Genomic DNA, 15,150 nt, shown 5'->3' on the forward strand with positions numbered 1-15,150 from the left:
GTAAAAGGCGTCGTTTTGTTCGGGCCAATATGGCAATAAGGAGGAGACGAGGTGCTGACAAAGCAACAAATCCGCTACTGTTTGGATGAGATGGCCAAAATGTTTCCAGATGCGCATTGCGAGCTGGTGCACCGCAATCCGTTTGAGCTGCTGATTGCGGTTGTTTTGTCGGCGCAATGCACCGATGCGCTCGTCAACAAGGTGACGAAACGGCTGTTTGAAAAATATCGGACGCCGCACGATTATATTGCGGTGCCGCTTGAGGAGCTCGAGCAAGATATCCGCTCAATCGGCTTATATCGGAACAAAGCACGAAACATTCAAAAGCTGTGCGCGATGTTGATTGACAAGTACAACGGCGAAGTGCCGCGCGACCGCGATGAGTTGATGAAGCTGCCGGGCGTCGGGCGGAAGACGGCGAACGTCGTTGTGTCCGTTGCGTTCGGCGTGCCGGCCATCGCGGTTGATACACACGTCGAGCGCGTCAGCAAACGGCTCGGCTTTTGCCGCTGGGACGACTCGGTTTTGGAAGTCGAAAAGACGCTGATGAAAATCATTCCAAAAGAAGAATGGTCGATCACCCACCACCGAATGATTTTTTTCGGCCGCTACCATTGCAAGGCACAGTCTCCGCAATGTCCGTCATGTCCTCTTCTTCATTTATGCCGTGAAGGAAAAAAACGGATGCGAAAACGGGAGGAAAAAGCGGCAAATCAGAAGTGAACGGAGCCGTGAAAGGGCTTGGTGAAGAAGGGCCAGCAGCATGCCGGTCGGTCATGAAAAAACGGATGGCGCAAAAGCCATCCGTTTTTTGGGAATGCAACGGTTATGGACGGGTGCCAAGACCCGCTCCGGATCCGTTTTTTAACGGCGGGGAGACAGGCGGCGTTCCGCTGTTTGCACCCGTTCCACCGTTCGTTCCGTTCGTTTGGCCGCTGTTGTTCGTTCCTTGGTTGTTTGTTCCATCCGTTTGGCCATTGTTTTGGTTGGCCCCGCCGCTGTTGCCATTTTCTTGTCCGCCGCTTGCGCCGCCGTTTTGTTCATTGTTGTTTCCCTGACCGTTTTCGTTTCCGTTATTCCCGCTGTTGCCTTGATCGGTGCCGCCGTTTTGCCCGCCGCTGCCTTGGCTGTCATCCCCCGGTTGTTGTGGCGCGGGAGTTTGATCTTCTCCGCCGGGGACATGAACGCTGGCTATGGCCGGTTTGCTCATTCGTTCGCCGTCTTTTGCGTACACGGCGATTGTGTACGTCCATCCTGGCGTCGGATTGGAAATCGTGATCGAACGGTCTTTTGTGGTGATCGTATTCGTTTGACCTTGGCCATCTTTGACGCGCACCTCGAAGATCGTCTCATCGGTTTGCTCATCGTATGACCACGAAACCGAGATGGCGTTCGCCGCTTGGTCGTACACAGCGGTCAACCCTTTCACCGCCGGCAGTTCTTCCGGCACGTCGTTCGCCGTCTCCGTCGGCTCAGTGCCGCGCACGAACAATTCATACGTAATTTCGCTTTCCGGCGTGTATTTGCCGGCGAGCTTCGGCGGGTTTGTGCCTTTTTTGATCGGCAGCTTGACGACGCTGTCCGGCTGTTTGAATTCCCCACTGCCGTCATCGATGTGGGACATGATGTCTCTGAGCAAATATTTCGGGATTTTCTGCTCATATTTATCAAGCTTTGCCGTGTTGCTTCGCTTGCTGAAGCCGACCCAAATGGCCGCCGTATAGTTTGGCGTATAGCCGACAATCCAGCTGTCCGGCACATCGTCCCGGTCAAGGCCGAATTTTGCTCCATCTTTCCCATAGTTCGTCGTCCCTGTTTTGCCTGCGAGCTCAAGTCCTGGAACATTGGCCAATTGACCTGTTCCGGAGCGGATGACAGACTTCAGCACGTCCGTGATCATGTAGGCGGTATAGTCGTGCATCACTCGTTTTGGTTTGGGTTGCAAATCCATTTCCGTGCCGTCCGGGAAGACGATTTTTGTCACGGCATATGGCTTCGTATAGACGCCGTTATTACCAAAAGCAGTGTACGCTCCAGCCATTTGCAGCACCGATACGTAGCGGGATACTCCGCCGATAGCGTAAGGCTCATATACTTCATCAAAGCCCATGCCGAGTCGGTTAGCGAATTCTCGTGCCCGTTCTTTGCCGACGGCTTGGAACGTTTTTAATGCCGGGATGTTGCGTGATTTTGCCAGTGCCGTCCGCAAGGTGATCGGCCCCATATATCCCCCGCCGGCGTTGCGGATTGGCGTGCCGTCTGAATACGTATACGGTTCGTCAACTAGGATGTGCGCGGTTGACCATTTTAAATATTCAATCGCAGGCCCGTAGTCCAAAATCGGCTTGATCGTCGAACCGGGCTGGCCGACCGGTTGGATTGCGTAGTTGAAGCCGAATTCGATATTGTCGCGATGGCGACCGCCGCCTAACGCGCGAATGGCGCCTGTTTTGGTGTCGACGACGGCGATGCCGGATTGCAAATCCTTCTTATTGGTAAAGTATTTGTCAGAGTTTAATAGCTTTTCTACGTATGTTTGAACGTTTTGATCGAGCGTTGTATAAATTTTCAGCCCATCTTCAAAGACGTTGACGTTCGCTTTGTCGGTCACTTCTTTGATTACTTCGTCAATGAAGGCGTCATATGGTACATCATTTTGCGATTTTTTCCGTTTTGTCAGCATCGATTGAATCGGGACTTGTTTCGCTTTTTCCGCTTCTTCCTGGCTGATAAAGCCATGTTTCACCATAAGCGACAATACCGTATCGCGCCGTTTTTTTGCCGCCTCTGGATGGTCATACGGATTATACCGGTTTGGACTTTGCGGCATGCCGGCAAGCAAGGCTGCTTCCGGAAGAGTGAGCTTTTTCAAGTCCGTCTTGCCAAAATAATATTCGGCGGCGCGAGCGACGCCATAAATGCCGTCTGAATAATAAATTTTATTCAAGTACATTTCCAAAATTTCATGCTTCGAATATTTTTGTTCAAGCTGCAGCGCGAGCCACGCTTCTTGCGCTTTCCGTTCCAGCGTTTTTTTGGATGAGAGAAACGTCATTTTGACGACTTGCTGGGTGATCGTGCTGCCGCCTTCTGCACCAAATCCTTCCTTGATGTTGGCGAGGACGGCGCCGGCCAAGCGGACGATGTCGATCCCGTGGTGTTCATAAAAGCGGGCGTCCTCTGTTGCCAAGACGGCATCTTCAAGCACTTTCGGCACGTCTTTATACGAAATGTACGTTCGCTTGTAGCCGCCAAGCTCCGCTACTTGTTTTCCATTCATATCGTACAAGACGGAAGAAAGCGGATCTTTAATTTTGGCCTCATCCAGCGGAGGAGCGTCCTTAACGAAATAGGCGAAAGTGGCAATACCCCCGATGGCGCCAAGGACCATCATCAGCAATATCGCAATGGCGATGGTTTTTAACCACGATCTTCCTCGTTTCGTTTTCGCTTTCTTCTGTTTCGTTTGTTTCGCTGCCTGCTTTCGTTCTACGCGAGAACGATATTCACCAGACATAAGCAAATCCTGCCTTTCTTACAAGTTTTCACTTCAACGGGTGAAGTACACGTTGTCTACTACACTAATATAATCAATTCTCGGCTGGTAGCCAAGCGGAATGGAATGTCCATGCCGTTCGATCTCTTGTTTCGGAATCGACTTTCGTCCGCCGGCTTCCTGTTTGTTCCACCAAGCGATCAAATGAGAGGCGTCAAGCAAATACGTTTCATTGAGCAAAGAAAAACGCAAAATCGCAAAACAAATGCCGCCGTGGGCGACGACTTGCTCCATATGGCGGATTTGATGAGCGTGGAAATTTTTCAGCGGAAACGCCGTTTTGTTTTTTGTCTCTTTCGCCTCAAAGTCAATGTACTTGCCGCGGTACACACCGTTGTAGTCGGTCGTCGACGCTTGCCGGAAGTAGGCTTCGGTAATGACGGCGGCGCTCCGTTTCGGATAGTCGACGCGCACGATTTGCACCGGGGTCGGCTTTTTATGGATGACCGCGATGCCGCGTTCCCGGTAATATTCATTCGTCGCGTTTAAGTCGTCTTCGAGCGTCATGCCGCGATTGGCATAATCGGCCGCCGGCCGGCGCGCGGCGTTCGGCTTGTTTCCGCGATACTCTTTTCCGCTCGGGTATTTGAGTGCCATCGCGTTCATCTCCTTTGAATGGTTTTTATTATACCATACGCTCCGGTCATATGCGCTCTTTTTCTTTTCCTCCTTTCGACTGAAGGCAAGCGAAGGAGGTCAATGTCGAATGGCGGCTGCTTGCCACTTTCTTTGCCGAATTCGTTCTACTTTTGTCGCCGCAGCAGGAGTCGTCCTTCCCGCCGCGAATGGAATATCATCATGCGAGAAATGGGGGAGAGGGAATGGAAAAACGGCTCGTGAAAAAAGAGGAGATCGAAAAGCAGCTGCAGGAAATAGTTGCACTCATCGAGCAGGTCGATGCGAAAATGGAAAAAGTGATCGCCGATGTCATCGAAGAGCGTTATGCGCAAAATCAAGCGCAGCTCGGGCGCCTTGAAGGGCAGATCGCCGGCGTGGAACAGCGGCTTGAGAAGGAGAAGCAGAGCGCTGCACTTCCGCTTTCGTCGAAATTGTATTTCGTGTAAGCCGGCTGATATGGTATCATCAAACAGAAGCGCATCGCGGCAAAACGCATCCGTTCTCCGGGCCATAGGGCACAGGGCAAACCGGATTTGCCGGCATGGATAAAGGAGGAGGCGCCATGGAAAAAGAGCTTAAGGCGTTGACGAAGCGGCTGCAACAATACAACGAACAGTTGCTTTTGATCGCCCGGCGCGCCCGCGAGCAGAACGAGGAGCCGGATTTTTTTGGCGACGTGAAACCGATGGCCGAAGAGGTGCAGGCCGTTGCCGAACGGTGGAAGGACGCCGCTTCCCGCTGGGTCCGCCATGCGCGGCCGAAATATGTCCATGAGCGGCAAATTGAGGCCGCCGCCGACCATATGGCGAAGCTGTGCGTTGAGGCCTTTTATCCATCCGTTCCTGAGCGCCGCATCAAGCAATACAGCCAGGCCGTCGCTTATACGCTGGCGCTTGTCAAGGAACGGCTTGACGACACGAGCGAAGCAGGCAAGGAGAGGTTTTGACGGGGCAGGAGAAAGCGGCCGCACGGAAAAAGGGGCTGACCCAAAACGCGAGTGCGTTTTGGATTAGCCCCCTTTTTTGTTTTATGTGTCTTTGCCTGTTGTGATCGAGACAGGGCCGCCTTCTGCAGTAGCGACGGTGTTGATCTCGTATTCGACCCGCTCCGTATGCTTGGGCGGCGCTGGTTTTCCATGTTTCGGCTTTTCATGGTCATGGCCTTTCAATTTATGGTTAAAGTGGACGCCTCGACCCATCGCCAATCCCCCCTTGTACGACAATTCCTCTTGCCTCTTTAGGGTGGGAAGAAACATCGTTTTTTATGCGTCTTGAGGAACAGGGGCAAAAAAAAGAAGGGAAAAGCTCCCTCATCGTCCTACAGCCCAGCGTATTCCCCTGCTTCATCCGGCTGAGAGGCGCCGGCTTTTTCGAGCTCACGCACGAGATCGCGGTACTCGGCGAGCGAAATTTCCCCGCGCAAATACAGACGGCGGGCAAAATCAAGCAGTTCGTTCGCCTCAGCCGGTTCGCAATGTTTGACCGCCATAAACTTATGCTTTAACTCCGTCACGTTCATTGATGCTTTTCCCCCTTCCCCCTTTTTTACATCGTACCATGAAAATAGGAAGAAAGAATGATTTCGGAAAATTAAAACTTCCGACAAGAGATGACATGTCCGTACACGCCATCGGGCGCCGTCACATATACTAGTGGCAGCCCACCTCTTCGGCCTGGAAGGTTGGTGGCTCATCAGCATGAATGTTGTTCGTTTGCGTGCGAAACAGCGCACGGCCGCATCTTGCCTGTACGCGCCGCTTTCTAGGCAAGGGGGAATGGACACCAACAATGGGGGAGAAGGAATATGCATCGTTACTCGCGCCCGGTTTTACCACCGCCCACGTATGGTCCGTATGGCTTAGGCAGCCATTATCATCCTTACTTCCACTATGGAGGTTCATCTTTTCCATCGGCGCCGGGGCACTGGCCCTTTTTTCCGTCCACCCATGCCGCCCCGCCTCCCCATCCGGCGTCATACCCAAAGCCGGGGCCGCTTTTGCCGCCGCCGCGCCCGTCGTTTCTCGCCCAGTTTAAAAACAGCGACGGAACGTACGATATCAACAAAATGATGAGTACCGTGGGGCAAATGATCAATACGGTCAATCAAGTGAATGGCGTGTTGAAAGGATTGCTCGGTACGTTTAAAAAATGAAACCGCGTCATGGCGCGACGGTCGAGCGCGCTTGAAAAAGGGAAACCGCTCCGCCGTTTGCACGGGGAGCGGTTTTCACGTTGTCAAATGAGCAATTCATACACTTCATTGAGCTGATACACGCGCTCATAATCGCGCTCATCCATCGCATAGCGGATTTCATGGGGCAAAATGCGATCCAAAAAGGCGCTTTCTTCTTGCGTCAAGTCGCGGACAAATTCCCCTTCGCCTCGGTATGGTTTGCTGATCAGTTTTTTGTAAATGCGTTTTGGGGTGTCGCCGTGGTGATCCAAATAGTTGGACAGCACTTCGCGCAAGTAAGCGAGTGTTTGTTCCATCATCGTCCGCCCCCTTCGAAAAAAGAGACAAACTCTTTGCTTGTGTTTGTGCGGCCTTGGACGTACGGATTTTCTTCCGTCACGCGGTCCGGGTCGAGGTTTGTTTTGATGACAAGCATCGGCTCATCAGACGGCTCGTTGATCAGTCGGTCGTTCAATTGTTTGAAATCGGGCAGTTTCGCCATTCGTTTTGCACCTCCTATCAGTAGCGTAGCTTGTCAGCCGAGAAAGTATGTATGCATCGTGTTGGCCGCGGCAAGGCAAGCGAATGGCAAACCATAAGGGGGCGGCGGTGACAGACCGCAACGACAACTGGAAGCGGAAAAACAAATACACGAACAACCGTGAGGAAATCGCCAACGAATGGGTGATCAAAAAAGGAACGCCGGAAGAGGGCGAACGTTCTGGAAATTCACTCCATAAACAATAGAAGATGGACAAGAAACAAGCCGCTTCCCATGCAGGGAACGGCTTGTTTCACGCCCAAGCGCGGCGCTGGCCGTTGCCAAAATGGTTTTTGAACGCACACACAGGCTGGATCGTCTTCAATCGATATCGATATATTTCCGTTTTTGCGGCAGCTGGATGGTGAGCGTCCCATTTTGAAACGAGGCTTTCACCTCATGCTCAGCGACCGGATACGGAAACGGAATCAGCCGCGCCACGCGCCGCCGTGCGTGGCGGCGTTCGTATACATGGCCGTGGCTGTCTGACGATTCAATCCATTCATGGTGGTCGATGATGAGCTGCAAACCGTCTTCCTGCCATTGCAAGCTGATTTGTTCCCTTTTGATGTCAGGCAGCCGGACAATGATTTGGTAATCGTGCTTCGTCTCTTTCACCTCGATCGGAATGTACGCGGCAGCAAACGTTTGTGCGAAATAGTCATCGAGCGTTTCAAACAGTTTTTGCAGCGGCCGTTCATCAAACCATTGATTCATCATTTTCCGCAAATGATGGAACGGGTGATGGCCTCCCCCATTGGCTGGTGGTTGAAACGATTCATTCATTGCGCTCTCCTCCTTTTTTCAAAACAGCGAAATGGTTCTGTCGGGACGCTGCCGATTGGCAAAGCGATTCACTGTCAATGTATGTACAGAGCGCAAAAAAAGCTACTTCATACTTTTTTAGAGAGTTTTCATCTTGTTTTAACCCGGATGGAATATAATGACACCACCATCCATGAGATGCACATCAATAACGCTGTCGGTTGCCCGGCGGCGGGAGGAGGGATGGCGCGATGCATTGGGTTCATTGGCTGGTGACATTGTTTTTTTCGGGAACAGCCGTGTCGCTTCTTTCTTATCAAGTGTTTGAAATCGTTCAAGCCATTGTTGATTGGATCGTTGACCGCCATTCATAAACAGCTGCCTGCGCCGCTTTTTGCCGATTCATTTTTGAGGGCGTCCCTAACAGGCGCCCCATTCCTTTTTTGACTGCTGGCTGCCCGTTGGCGGTGGATGATTTGTTGTGTATAGTGAAAGATGTATAAAATGAAAGCAAACAGCCGCAATGGAGGAGGAGCAGCTGATGAACGGACGTATTTTATTGATTGAAGATGAAGCCGGGCTCGCCCGGTTTTTGGAGCTTGATTTAAAGCACGAAGGCTTTGACGTGCATGTATGCGCCGATGGACGCGAAGGGCTCGAGCTCGCTCTTTCGGAGCAGTGGGATCTCATTTTGCTTGATGTGATGCTGCCGCGTTTAAATGGCATGGAAGTATGCCGCCGCATCCGGGCGGCGAAATCGACGCCGATCATCATGATCACAGCGCGCGACAGCGTGTTTGACCGCGTCATGGGGCTCGATAACGGGGCCGATGACTACATCGTCAAACCGTTTGCCATTGAAGAGCTGCTCGCCCGCATCCGCGCCTTGTTCCGCCGCGTTCATCCGGAAGCGAACGCCCAAGTGTTGACGTTTAAAGATTTAGTCGTTGACGTGCAGGCGCGCACCGTGAAAAAAGGAGACGAATTTATTGAGCTGACGAAGCGGGAATACGACTTGCTCGTCGCCTTTATGCAAAACATCAATGTCGTCTTGACGCGTGATGCGCTCCTTGATAAAGTGTGGGGATTTGACGCCGAAGTCGAGACGAACGTCGTTGACGTCTATGTCCGCTACTTGCGGCAAAAGCTTGACGAACACGATAAAGAGCGGTATATCCAAACGGTGCGCGGCACGGGATATGTGATGCGGCCATGAAGAGGGAGGCGATTCGCCGGCTTTCGCTGAAAGGGAAGCTGACCGTTTTGTCTGCCGGGGCGATTTTCATTACGTATTTTGTGTTTACGTTTTTGCAATATCATGTGGTGAAACAATGGCTGCTGAAGGAAGAAGAAAAAACGATGGAACAAACGGTGGCGGAAATTGAAACCTATTACGCGGAAAAACGTAATCTATCATGGGAAGGGATTCGCCGCAGCCGCGCGTTTTTGGAAAGGTTGAATGAACGATACCAACTCATTCGCGTCACGGATGAGAAAGGAAACGTCATCGTCTCCGTTTCAAATGGGGCAGCGGTGTCGCTATCGCCGAGCGAGATGCCCGACAAGCGGAAAATGGATGAGCATTTCATCAACAATGAACGGTTTTTGCTGCTCCGTCAGCCGATTCATATCAGCAACTTGCATGGAACGATCGAAATCGCCCGCCGGCTGGCGAGGTTCCAGCAAGTGACCAACACGCTCTTTCTCATCATGACGGCGATCGGCTTTTTGGCCATGGCCGCAAGCGCTGTCGCCGGCCGGTTCGTGGCGCAAAGCTTCGTCCGGCCGTTGCAAACGCTGGCCAAAACGATGGCCGACATCAAAAACAACGGGCTGAAACGGCGCATTGATGTGCCTCCGGCGCGCGATGAAATTGCGGAACTGATGGTGATGTTCAACGGCATGATGGATGAAATTGAGCGGTCGTTCGCCATGCAGCGGCAATTTGTCGAGGATGCGTCCCATGAACTGCGCACGCCGCTTGCCATTTTGCAAGGCCATCTTTCGTTGCTGCAACGGTGGGGGAAGCACAATCCAGAGATTTTAGAAGAATCGCTCGAGGCGGCGGTGAAAGAAGCGGAGCGGCTGAAGCGGCTCGTTCTCGAGCTTCTTGACTTGTCGCGCGCCGAGGCGATCACGGTGCCGGATGAGGTCGCGCCGATGGATGCCGCGGCGGCTGTCGGACAAGTCGTCAAAAATTTCCGCGTCTTGCACCCGGATTTCCAATTTCTGATTGACCAGCCGGATAAGCCGATTGCGCGCGCGGCGATGGCGAAACATCATTTTGAACAATTGCTGTTCATTTTGCTTGACAATGCGGTAAAATATTCTCAGCGAGTGAAACAAATCGCGATTTCCTTGCGCGAGGAAGGGCCGTTTGTCATCGTGTCCATCCGTGATTATGGCATCGGCATTCCGAAAGAAGAGCTGAAAAACGTTTTTTTGCGCTTTTACCGCGTCGACAAGGCGCGCAGCCGCGAACAAGGCGGCGCCGGGCTCGGCCTTTCGATCGCCAAGGAGATCATCGATAAGTACGGCGGGCAAATTGCGTTGGAAAGCGAAGTTGGGAAAGGAACGACGGTGGAGCTCGCCATTCCGAAAGCGGAATAGGAGAGGAGCGTGAGGCAATGGGACATCCCCATGAGGAAGAGGCGGCAAGCAAAAAAGGGATTCATCACCTCGTTGAAAAATTCCGCAAGCGCGGGGTGAAAATCGCGACATGCAAACCGCGGACGATGATGTCACTGTCATGCTTAGATGAGATCGACAAAATGAGAGGATGAATCGAAGAAAAGAAAATGGAAGCGAAACAGCGCATCATTCCGGCCATTAAAACGATGAAGCAATTTGACGCCTTTTTGTCAAGCGGTTACACGGTCGGCGTGTTGCTTGAGGTGCATATTGCCCAGTTAAAAAGCATCTTTGCCTATGCGCGCCGGCATGGCAAGGAGTTGATCATTCACGTCGACTTGGTGCAAGGGCTGAGTCATGATGAACATGCGGCGGAATACCTTTGCCAAGAGTTCCGCCCTCATGGCCTCATTTCCACGAAAGCGGGCGTCATTATGAAGGCGCGCCAAAAGCGTGTCTTGGCCGTGCAACGCATCTTTTTGCTCGATTCCCACGCTTTAGAGAAAAGCTACCAGCTGATCGCCAAAACGAATCCGGATTGCATTGAAGTCATCCCGGGCGCCATGCCGCACATCATCCGCGAAGTGAAAGAACGGACCGGAAAACCGATTTACGCCGGCGGGCTCATCCGCACGGTCGATGATGTCGAGCGGGCGCTTGCAGCTGGGGCGGCGGCGGTGACCACGTCAAACGAAACATTATGGCGCCACTACAATGGATAATGCGTTGAGCTGGTCAAATCGGCCGCAGTCTGCTACAATAAAGGTAACAAGTTAATCATCAGTCAGGAGACAGGGAGAGACCATGCATGCATGGTAGGCGAAAGGCTTATCGTGTTTGCAATGGTCTCTTTTTGTCTTTTTCAAAGGAGGAATCATGCATGGCGTTCTCAAGCAAACATCGGAGCGATGTTCTTCAAGCGATGAGCGAAAAACAATATGATCTTCTGATCATCGGTGGAGGGATCACCGGCTCTGGCATCGCCCTGGATGCCGTCTCGCGCGGCATGACGGTCGCGCTTGTCGAGATGCAAGATTTTGCCGCCGGCACGTCAAGCCGGTCGACGAAGCTCGTTCACGGCGGCTTGCGCTACTTGAAGCAGTTCGAGGTGAAGCTTGTCGCGGAAGTCGGGCGCGAACGGGCGATTGTGTATGAAAACGGCCCGCACGTCACCACACCGGAGTGGATGCTGCTGCCCATTTATCGCGGCGGGACGTTTGGCAAATGGAGCACGTCGGTCGGCCTTTGGCTGTATGACCGGCTGGCTGGCGTCAAGCCAAGCGAGCGGCGCACGATGCTTGATGCCCGGCAGACGTTGGAAAAAGAGCCGCTCTTAAAGCGCGACGGCCTGATCGGCGGCGGCTATTACGTCGAGTATCGGACCGACGATGCCCGCCTGACGATCGAAGTGATCAAAAAAGCGGTCGAGCTTGGCGCCGACGCCGTCAACTACGTAAAAGCCGAACAGTTTTTGTACGACGAGCGCGGCCGCGCGATCGGCGCCCGCTGCCGCGACCTGATCGGCGGACGAGTGTATGACATCCGCGCCAAAAAAGTCGTCAATGCCGCCGGACCGTGGGTTGATGCGCTGCGCGACAAAGACGGATCGAAAACCGGCAAGCGGCTTCGGCTGACAAAAGGCGTCCATATCGTCATCGATCAAAAGCGTTTTCCGCTCAAGCAGGCAGTCTATTTTGACACCCCGGACGGCCGGATGGTGTTTGCCATTCCGCGGGATGGGAAAACGTATGTCGGCACGACCGATACATTTTATGACGATGATCCCGCTCATCCGGCCATGACCGAAGAAGACCGTGATTACTTATTGCAGGCGATTCACTACATGTTCCCGTCCGTCGGCGTCACTGCCGACGATGTCGAGTCGAGCTGGGCTGGCGTCCGTCCGCTCATTTATGAAGAAGGGAAAAACCCGTCGGAAATTTCCCGCAAAGACGAGATTTGGACATCGCCATCCGGCCTCATTACGATCGCCGGCGGCAAGCTGACCGGCTACCGGAAAATGGCCGAGACCGTCGTCGACCTCGTCGCTAAGCAGCTCGAAAAAGAAGAGCGGAAAACGTTCCGTCCATGCCAGACGAAACAATTGCCGATCTCCGGCGGCGATGTCGGCGGCTCGCACCGCCTCCCTGCCTTCATCGCCGAAAAAGCGGACGAAGCGGTGCGCTATGGATTGACGAAAGAAGCGGGAGCGCGGCTGGCGAGACAATACGGCACAAATGTCGACCAGCTGTTTGCTTTAAGCCAGCAATACGACCGTTCGTCTGGCTTAACGCGCGAAACGTTCATCCGCCTCGTCTACGCCATGGAGGAAGAAATGGCGGCCAAACCGGTCGACTACTTCATCCGCCGCACCGGAGCGCTGTTATTTGACATCGATTCTGTCCGGCGGGAGAAAGAGGCGGTTGTTGCGTTTATGGCGCGGTATTTGGGGTGGACGGGGGAAGAGCGGGACGTGTATGAGAAAGAACTCGACAAGGAACTGCGACGAGCGGTGTTGGCAGAGGAAGGAGCGAAGTGAACCAATGATCATGAAGGAAATGATGAGCGCCTGAATCCAGGCGCTTTTTTGATGGATCTTTTCGTAAAAATTAAGTAAAATTTAAATAAAAAATCAAAGTGAGGGAAGAGGATGGCGGTTACATACAATCCGCAAACGAAGCAGTTTCATTTGCGGGCGGGCAAGGCAAGCTACGTGATGCAGCTTTTCCGCTCCGGCTATTTGGCTCATATCTATTGGGGAAAAGCGGTGCGCGATGTTCGGGGGGAGCGGAGGTTTTCGCGGCTGGACCGCGCGTTTTCCCCCAATCTCGCCCCATCCGACCGCACGTTTTCGCTCGATACGCTGCCGCAAGAATATCCAGCCTATGGGAATACCGATTTTCGTTCTCCGGCGTATCAAGTGCAGCTTGAGAACGGCTCGACCGTGACCGATTTGCGCTACAAAACGCACCGCATTTACAAAGGGAAGCCTAGACTTAACGGACTGCCGGCGACATACGTGGAGCATGAACAGGAAGCGGAGACGCTCGAAATTGTCCTTGGAGATGCGCTGATCGGTCTAGAGGTCACGTTGCAGTATACGGCGTATGAAAAATGGAACGTCATCACGCGCGCGGCCCGTTTTGAAAACAAAGGCGGCGAGCGGTTGAAACTGCTGCGTGCGCTCAGTATGAGCGTTGATTTCCCAACTGCTGACTATGATTGGATCCATCTCCCCGGAGCGTGGGGGCGCGAGCGCTGGATCGAGCGCCGCCCGCTTGTGACCGGCGTGCAAGCGGCGGAAAGCCGCCGCGGCGCGAGCAGCCACCAACAAAACCCATTTATCGCGCTCGTCGCCAAAAACGCCGATGAACACCAAGGCGAAGTATACGGGTTCAGCTTTGTGTACAGCGGCAATTTCCTCGCCCAAGTCGAGGTCGACCAGTTTCACACCGCCCGTGTCTCGATGGGAATCAACCCGTTTGATTTCACATGGCTGCTTCAGCCGGGTGAGTCGTTCCAAACGCCGGAAGTGGTCATGGTTTACTCCGACCAAGGGTTGAACGGGATGTCGCAAACCTACCACGAACTGTACCGCACCCGCCTGGCGCGCGGCGCATTCCGCGACCGCGAACGCCCGATTTTGATCAACAACTGGGAAGCAACGTACTTCGATTTTAACGAAGAAAAACTCGTCAACATTGCGAAAACGGCAGCGAAACTAGGCATCGAACTGTTTGTGCTTGACGATGGCTGGTTTGGCGAGCGCGATGACGACCGCCGGTCGCTCGGCGATTGGATCGTCAACCGGCGCAAGCTTCCGAACGGCTTGGACGGGCTGGCAAAACAAGTAAACGAACTTGGACTCCAGTTCGGCTTATGGGTCGAGCCGGAAATGGTGTCGCCAAACAGCGAGCTGTACCGGAAGCATCCCGACTGGTGTCTCCATGTGCCGAACCGTCCGCGCTCTGAAGGGCGGAACCAGCTTGTGCTCGATTATTCCCGCGAAGACGTTTGCGACTATATCATCGAGACGATCTCGAACGTCCTCGCAAGCGCGCCGATCACGTACGTGAAATGGGACATGAACCGCCATATGACGGAAATCGGCTCGGCTGCCCTGCCGCCTGAGCGCCAACGCGAAACGGCGCACCGCTATATGCTTGGACTGTACCGCGTCATGGACGAGATGACCTCGCGCTTTCCGCACATTTTGTTTGAAAGCTGCTCAGGAGGCGGGGGGCGGTTTGACCCGGGGATGCTGTATTATATGCCGCAAACATGGACGAGCGACAATACCGATGCCGTCTCACGCCTGAAAATTCAATACGGCACGAGCCTCGTCTATCCGATTAGTGCGATGGGCGCCCACGTCTCGGCGGTGCCGAACCACCAAGTCGGGCGGGTGGCGTCGCTCAAGACGCGCGGCCATGTCGCGATGTCAGGCAACTTCGGCTATGAGCTCGATATCACGAAATTGACGGAAACAGAAAAACAAATGATTAAGCAACAAGTCGCGTTTTACAAGGACGTACGCCGCCTCGTCCAGTTCGGCACGTTTTATCGACTGCTAAGCCCGTTTGAAGGCAACGAGGCGGCGTGGATGTTCGTCTCTGCCGACCGCTCGGAAGCGCTCGTCGCCTACTTCCGCGTTCTGGCCGAAGCGAACGCGCCGCTGTCATACCTGCGCTTAAAAGGGCTTGACCCGAATCAAGACTACGAAATCGAGGGACTTGGCGTTTACGGCGGCGACGAGCTGATGTATGCCGGAGTGGCCTTGCCGTACCGCTCTGGCGATTTTATCAGCATGATGTGGCGATTGAAAGCTGTTCAACGATAAGAAGGGATGCTGTCGCTCGAGTCTATG

19 protein-coding genes are annotated in these 15,150 nt (G+C 53.5%); 12 read left to right on the forward strand and 7 right to left on the reverse strand.

The features are described 5' to 3' along the window. The first annotated feature begins 51 nt into the window (after nucleotides 1–51). Nucleotides 52–723 (forward strand): endonuclease III, encoded by a 672-nt coding sequence (gene nth, locus CWI35_RS17620; RefSeq protein WP_011231654.1) that lies wholly within the window; start codon nucleotides 52–54, stop codon nucleotides 721–723. 103 nt (nucleotides 724–826) lie between these two features. Here the strand turns inward: nth and CWI35_RS17625 are convergent, their stop codons facing one another. Then, nucleotides 827–3,517: a penicillin-binding protein 1A gene (locus CWI35_RS17625; protein ID WP_119877963.1), complete on the reverse strand. Its 2,691-nt coding sequence runs from the start codon at nucleotides 3,515–3,517 to the stop codon at nucleotides 827–829. 33 nt (nucleotides 3,518–3,550) lie between these two features. After that, nucleotides 3,551–4,153 carry a Holliday junction resolvase RecU gene (gene recU, locus CWI35_RS17630; RefSeq protein WP_011231652.1) on the reverse strand — a complete coding sequence of 201 codons (603 nt, stop codon included), beginning with the start codon at nucleotides 4,151–4,153 and terminating at the stop codon, nucleotides 3,551–3,553. Between the two features lie 224 nt (nucleotides 4,154–4,377). Between recU and CWI35_RS17635 the strand changes: the two genes are divergently transcribed. Both CWI35_RS17635 and CWI35_RS17640 read left to right on the forward strand, forming a co-directional pair. Next, a complete protein-coding gene (locus CWI35_RS17635; RefSeq protein ID WP_013144928.1) occupies nucleotides 4,378–4,620 on the forward strand; it encodes a hypothetical protein in 243 nt (80 codons plus the stop codon). Nucleotides 4,621–4,736: 116 nt separating this feature from the next. Then, on the forward strand, nucleotides 4,737–5,120 hold the full coding sequence (locus CWI35_RS17640; RefSeq protein ID WP_015375251.1) for a YppE family protein: 384 nt from the start codon (nucleotides 4,737–4,739) through the stop codon (nucleotides 5,118–5,120). Nucleotides 5,121–5,201: 81 nt separating this feature from the next. Here the strand turns inward: CWI35_RS17640 and CWI35_RS18365 are convergent, their stop codons facing one another. Beyond that, a complete protein-coding gene (locus CWI35_RS18365) occupies nucleotides 5,202–5,372 on the reverse strand; it encodes a hypothetical protein (protein WP_013144930.1) in 171 nt (56 codons plus the stop codon). Between the two features lie 119 nt (nucleotides 5,373–5,491). Continuing rightward, entirely contained in the window at nucleotides 5,492–5,692 is a 201-nt protein-coding gene (locus tag CWI35_RS17645; protein ID WP_011231648.1) for a YppF family protein, read from the reverse strand. Between the two features lie 285 nt (nucleotides 5,693–5,977). Between CWI35_RS17645 and CWI35_RS17650 the strand changes: the two genes are divergently transcribed. Continuing rightward, nucleotides 5,978–6,325 carry a YppG family protein gene (locus CWI35_RS17650; RefSeq protein WP_011231647.1) on the forward strand — a complete coding sequence of 116 codons (348 nt, stop codon included), beginning with the start codon at nucleotides 5,978–5,980 and terminating at the stop codon, nucleotides 6,323–6,325. Between the two features lie 83 nt (nucleotides 6,326–6,408). On the opposite strand, the gene CWI35_RS17655 is transcribed toward CWI35_RS17650, so the two are convergent. Both CWI35_RS17655 and CWI35_RS17660 read right to left on the reverse strand, forming a co-directional pair. After that, a complete protein-coding gene (locus CWI35_RS17655; RefSeq protein ID WP_011231646.1) occupies nucleotides 6,409–6,663 on the reverse strand; it encodes a sigma-G-dependent sporulation-specific acid-soluble spore protein CsgA in 255 nt (84 codons plus the stop codon). Beyond that, complete coding sequence (locus CWI35_RS17660; RefSeq protein WP_011231645.1) at nucleotides 6,663–6,848, reverse strand: hypothetical protein; 186 nt, start codon at nucleotides 6,846–6,848, stop codon at nucleotides 6,663–6,665. Before CWI35_RS17660 ends, CWI35_RS17655 begins: the two co-directional genes overlap by 1 nt. Nucleotides 6,849–6,931: 83 nt before the next feature. Here CWI35_RS17660 and CWI35_RS18370 point away from each other — a divergent pair, with 83 nt between their 5' ends. Beyond that, nucleotides 6,932–7,093, forward strand: a complete 162-nt coding sequence (locus CWI35_RS18370; RefSeq protein WP_162924033.1) for a hypothetical protein — start codon at nucleotides 6,932–6,934, stop codon at nucleotides 7,091–7,093. A 115-nt stretch (nucleotides 7,094–7,208) separates the two neighbouring features. Here the strand turns inward: CWI35_RS18370 and CWI35_RS17665 are convergent, their stop codons facing one another. Then, on the reverse strand, nucleotides 7,209–7,673 hold the full coding sequence (locus CWI35_RS17665) for an Hsp20/alpha crystallin family protein (RefSeq protein ID WP_119877964.1): 465 nt from the start codon (nucleotides 7,671–7,673) through the stop codon (nucleotides 7,209–7,211). Between the two features lie 230 nt (nucleotides 7,674–7,903). Between CWI35_RS17665 and CWI35_RS18730 the strand changes: the two genes are divergently transcribed. The 7 genes from CWI35_RS18730 to CWI35_RS17690 all read left to right on the forward strand — a co-directional run bounded on the left by CWI35_RS18730 (nucleotide 7,904) and on the right by CWI35_RS17690 (nucleotide 15,123). Further along, entirely contained in the window at nucleotides 7,904–8,026 is a 123-nt protein-coding gene (locus CWI35_RS18730) for a hypothetical protein (protein ID WP_011231643.1), read from the forward strand. A 167-nt stretch (nucleotides 8,027–8,193) separates the two neighbouring features. After that, the gene (locus tag CWI35_RS17670; protein ID WP_011231642.1) at nucleotides 8,194–8,868 is read left to right on the forward strand and encodes a response regulator transcription factor; all 675 of its coding nucleotides are present in this window, start codon (nucleotides 8,194–8,196) and stop codon (nucleotides 8,866–8,868) included. After that, nucleotides 8,865–10,262: a HAMP domain-containing sensor histidine kinase gene (locus CWI35_RS17675; protein ID WP_119877965.1), complete on the forward strand. Its 1,398-nt coding sequence runs from the start codon at nucleotides 8,865–8,867 to the stop codon at nucleotides 10,260–10,262. Before CWI35_RS17670 ends, CWI35_RS17675 begins: the two co-directional genes overlap by 4 nt. Nucleotides 10,263–10,279: 17 nt before the next feature. Next, on the forward strand, nucleotides 10,280–10,435 hold the full coding sequence (locus CWI35_RS18375; RefSeq protein WP_162924034.1) for a hypothetical protein: 156 nt from the start codon (nucleotides 10,280–10,282) through the stop codon (nucleotides 10,433–10,435). A 15-nt stretch (nucleotides 10,436–10,450) separates the two neighbouring features. Continuing rightward, complete coding sequence (locus CWI35_RS17680; RefSeq protein WP_013144936.1) at nucleotides 10,451–11,005, forward strand: glycerol-3-phosphate responsive antiterminator; 555 nt, start codon at nucleotides 10,451–10,453, stop codon at nucleotides 11,003–11,005. Between the two features lie 158 nt (nucleotides 11,006–11,163). Then, the gene (locus tag CWI35_RS17685; protein WP_023634029.1) at nucleotides 11,164–12,822 is read left to right on the forward strand and encodes a glycerol-3-phosphate dehydrogenase/oxidase; all 1,659 of its coding nucleotides are present in this window, start codon (nucleotides 11,164–11,166) and stop codon (nucleotides 12,820–12,822) included. Between the two features lie 111 nt (nucleotides 12,823–12,933). After that, entirely contained in the window at nucleotides 12,934–15,123 is a 2,190-nt protein-coding gene (locus CWI35_RS17690) for an alpha-galactosidase (protein WP_119877966.1), read from the forward strand. The last annotated feature ends 27 nt before the right edge of the window (nucleotides 15,124–15,150 follow it).

Source organism: [Bacillus] caldolyticus, from assembly GCF_003595605.1.
Taxonomy (GTDB): Bacteria; Bacillota; Bacilli; order Bacillales; family Anoxybacillaceae; genus Geobacillus; species Geobacillus thermoleovorans.

What these genes read in the sequence shown, in the direction of transcription:
- CWI35_RS17650 (WP_011231647.1), top strand. Translation starts at nt 5,978, where the DNA reads ATGCATCGTTACTCGCGCCCGGTTTTACCACCGCCCACGTATGGTCCG.
- CWI35_RS18370 (WP_162924033.1), top strand. Translation starts at nt 6,932, where the DNA reads ATGGCAAACCATAAGGGGGCGGCGGTGACAGACCGCAACGACAACTGG.
- recU (WP_011231652.1), bottom strand. Translation starts at nt 4,153, where the DNA reads ATGGCACTCAAATACCCGAGCGGAAAAGAGTATCGCGGAAACAAGCCG.
- CWI35_RS17625 (WP_119877963.1), bottom strand. Translation starts at nt 3,517, where the DNA reads ATGTCTGGTGAATATCGTTCTCGCGTAGAACGAAAGCAGGCAGCGAAA.
- CWI35_RS17685 (WP_023634029.1), top strand. Translation starts at nt 11,164, where the DNA reads ATGGCGTTCTCAAGCAAACATCGGAGCGATGTTCTTCAAGCGATGAGC.
- CWI35_RS17670 (WP_011231642.1), top strand. Translation starts at nt 8,194, where the DNA reads ATGAACGGACGTATTTTATTGATTGAAGATGAAGCCGGGCTCGCCCGG.
- CWI35_RS18375 (WP_162924034.1), top strand. Translation starts at nt 10,280, where the DNA reads ATGGGACATCCCCATGAGGAAGAGGCGGCAAGCAAAAAAGGGATTCAT.
- CWI35_RS17645 (WP_011231648.1), bottom strand. Translation starts at nt 5,692, where the DNA reads ATGAACGTGACGGAGTTAAAGCATAAGTTTATGGCGGTCAAACATTGC.
- CWI35_RS17655 (WP_011231646.1), bottom strand. Translation starts at nt 6,663, where the DNA reads ATGGAACAAACACTCGCTTACTTGCGCGAAGTGCTGTCCAACTATTTG.
- CWI35_RS17660 (WP_011231645.1), bottom strand. Translation starts at nt 6,848, where the DNA reads ATGGCGAAACTGCCCGATTTCAAACAATTGAACGACCGACTGATCAAC.
- CWI35_RS17665 (WP_119877964.1), bottom strand. Translation starts at nt 7,673, where the DNA reads ATGAATGAATCGTTTCAACCACCAGCCAATGGGGGAGGCCATCACCCG.
- CWI35_RS17640 (WP_015375251.1), top strand. Translation starts at nt 4,737, where the DNA reads ATGGAAAAAGAGCTTAAGGCGTTGACGAAGCGGCTGCAACAATACAAC.
- CWI35_RS17635 (WP_013144928.1), top strand. Translation starts at nt 4,378, where the DNA reads ATGGAAAAACGGCTCGTGAAAAAAGAGGAGATCGAAAAGCAGCTGCAG.
- CWI35_RS17690 (WP_119877966.1), top strand. Translation starts at nt 12,934, where the DNA reads ATGGCGGTTACATACAATCCGCAAACGAAGCAGTTTCATTTGCGGGCG.
- CWI35_RS18365 (WP_013144930.1), bottom strand. Translation starts at nt 5,372, where the DNA reads ATGGGTCGAGGCGTCCACTTTAACCATAAATTGAAAGGCCATGACCAT.
- CWI35_RS18730 (WP_011231643.1), top strand. Translation starts at nt 7,904, where the DNA reads ATGCATTGGGTTCATTGGCTGGTGACATTGTTTTTTTCGGGAACAGCC.
- CWI35_RS17680 (WP_013144936.1), top strand. Translation starts at nt 10,451, where the DNA reads ATGGAAGCGAAACAGCGCATCATTCCGGCCATTAAAACGATGAAGCAA.
- CWI35_RS17675 (WP_119877965.1), top strand. Translation starts at nt 8,865, where the DNA reads ATGAAGAGGGAGGCGATTCGCCGGCTTTCGCTGAAAGGGAAGCTGACC.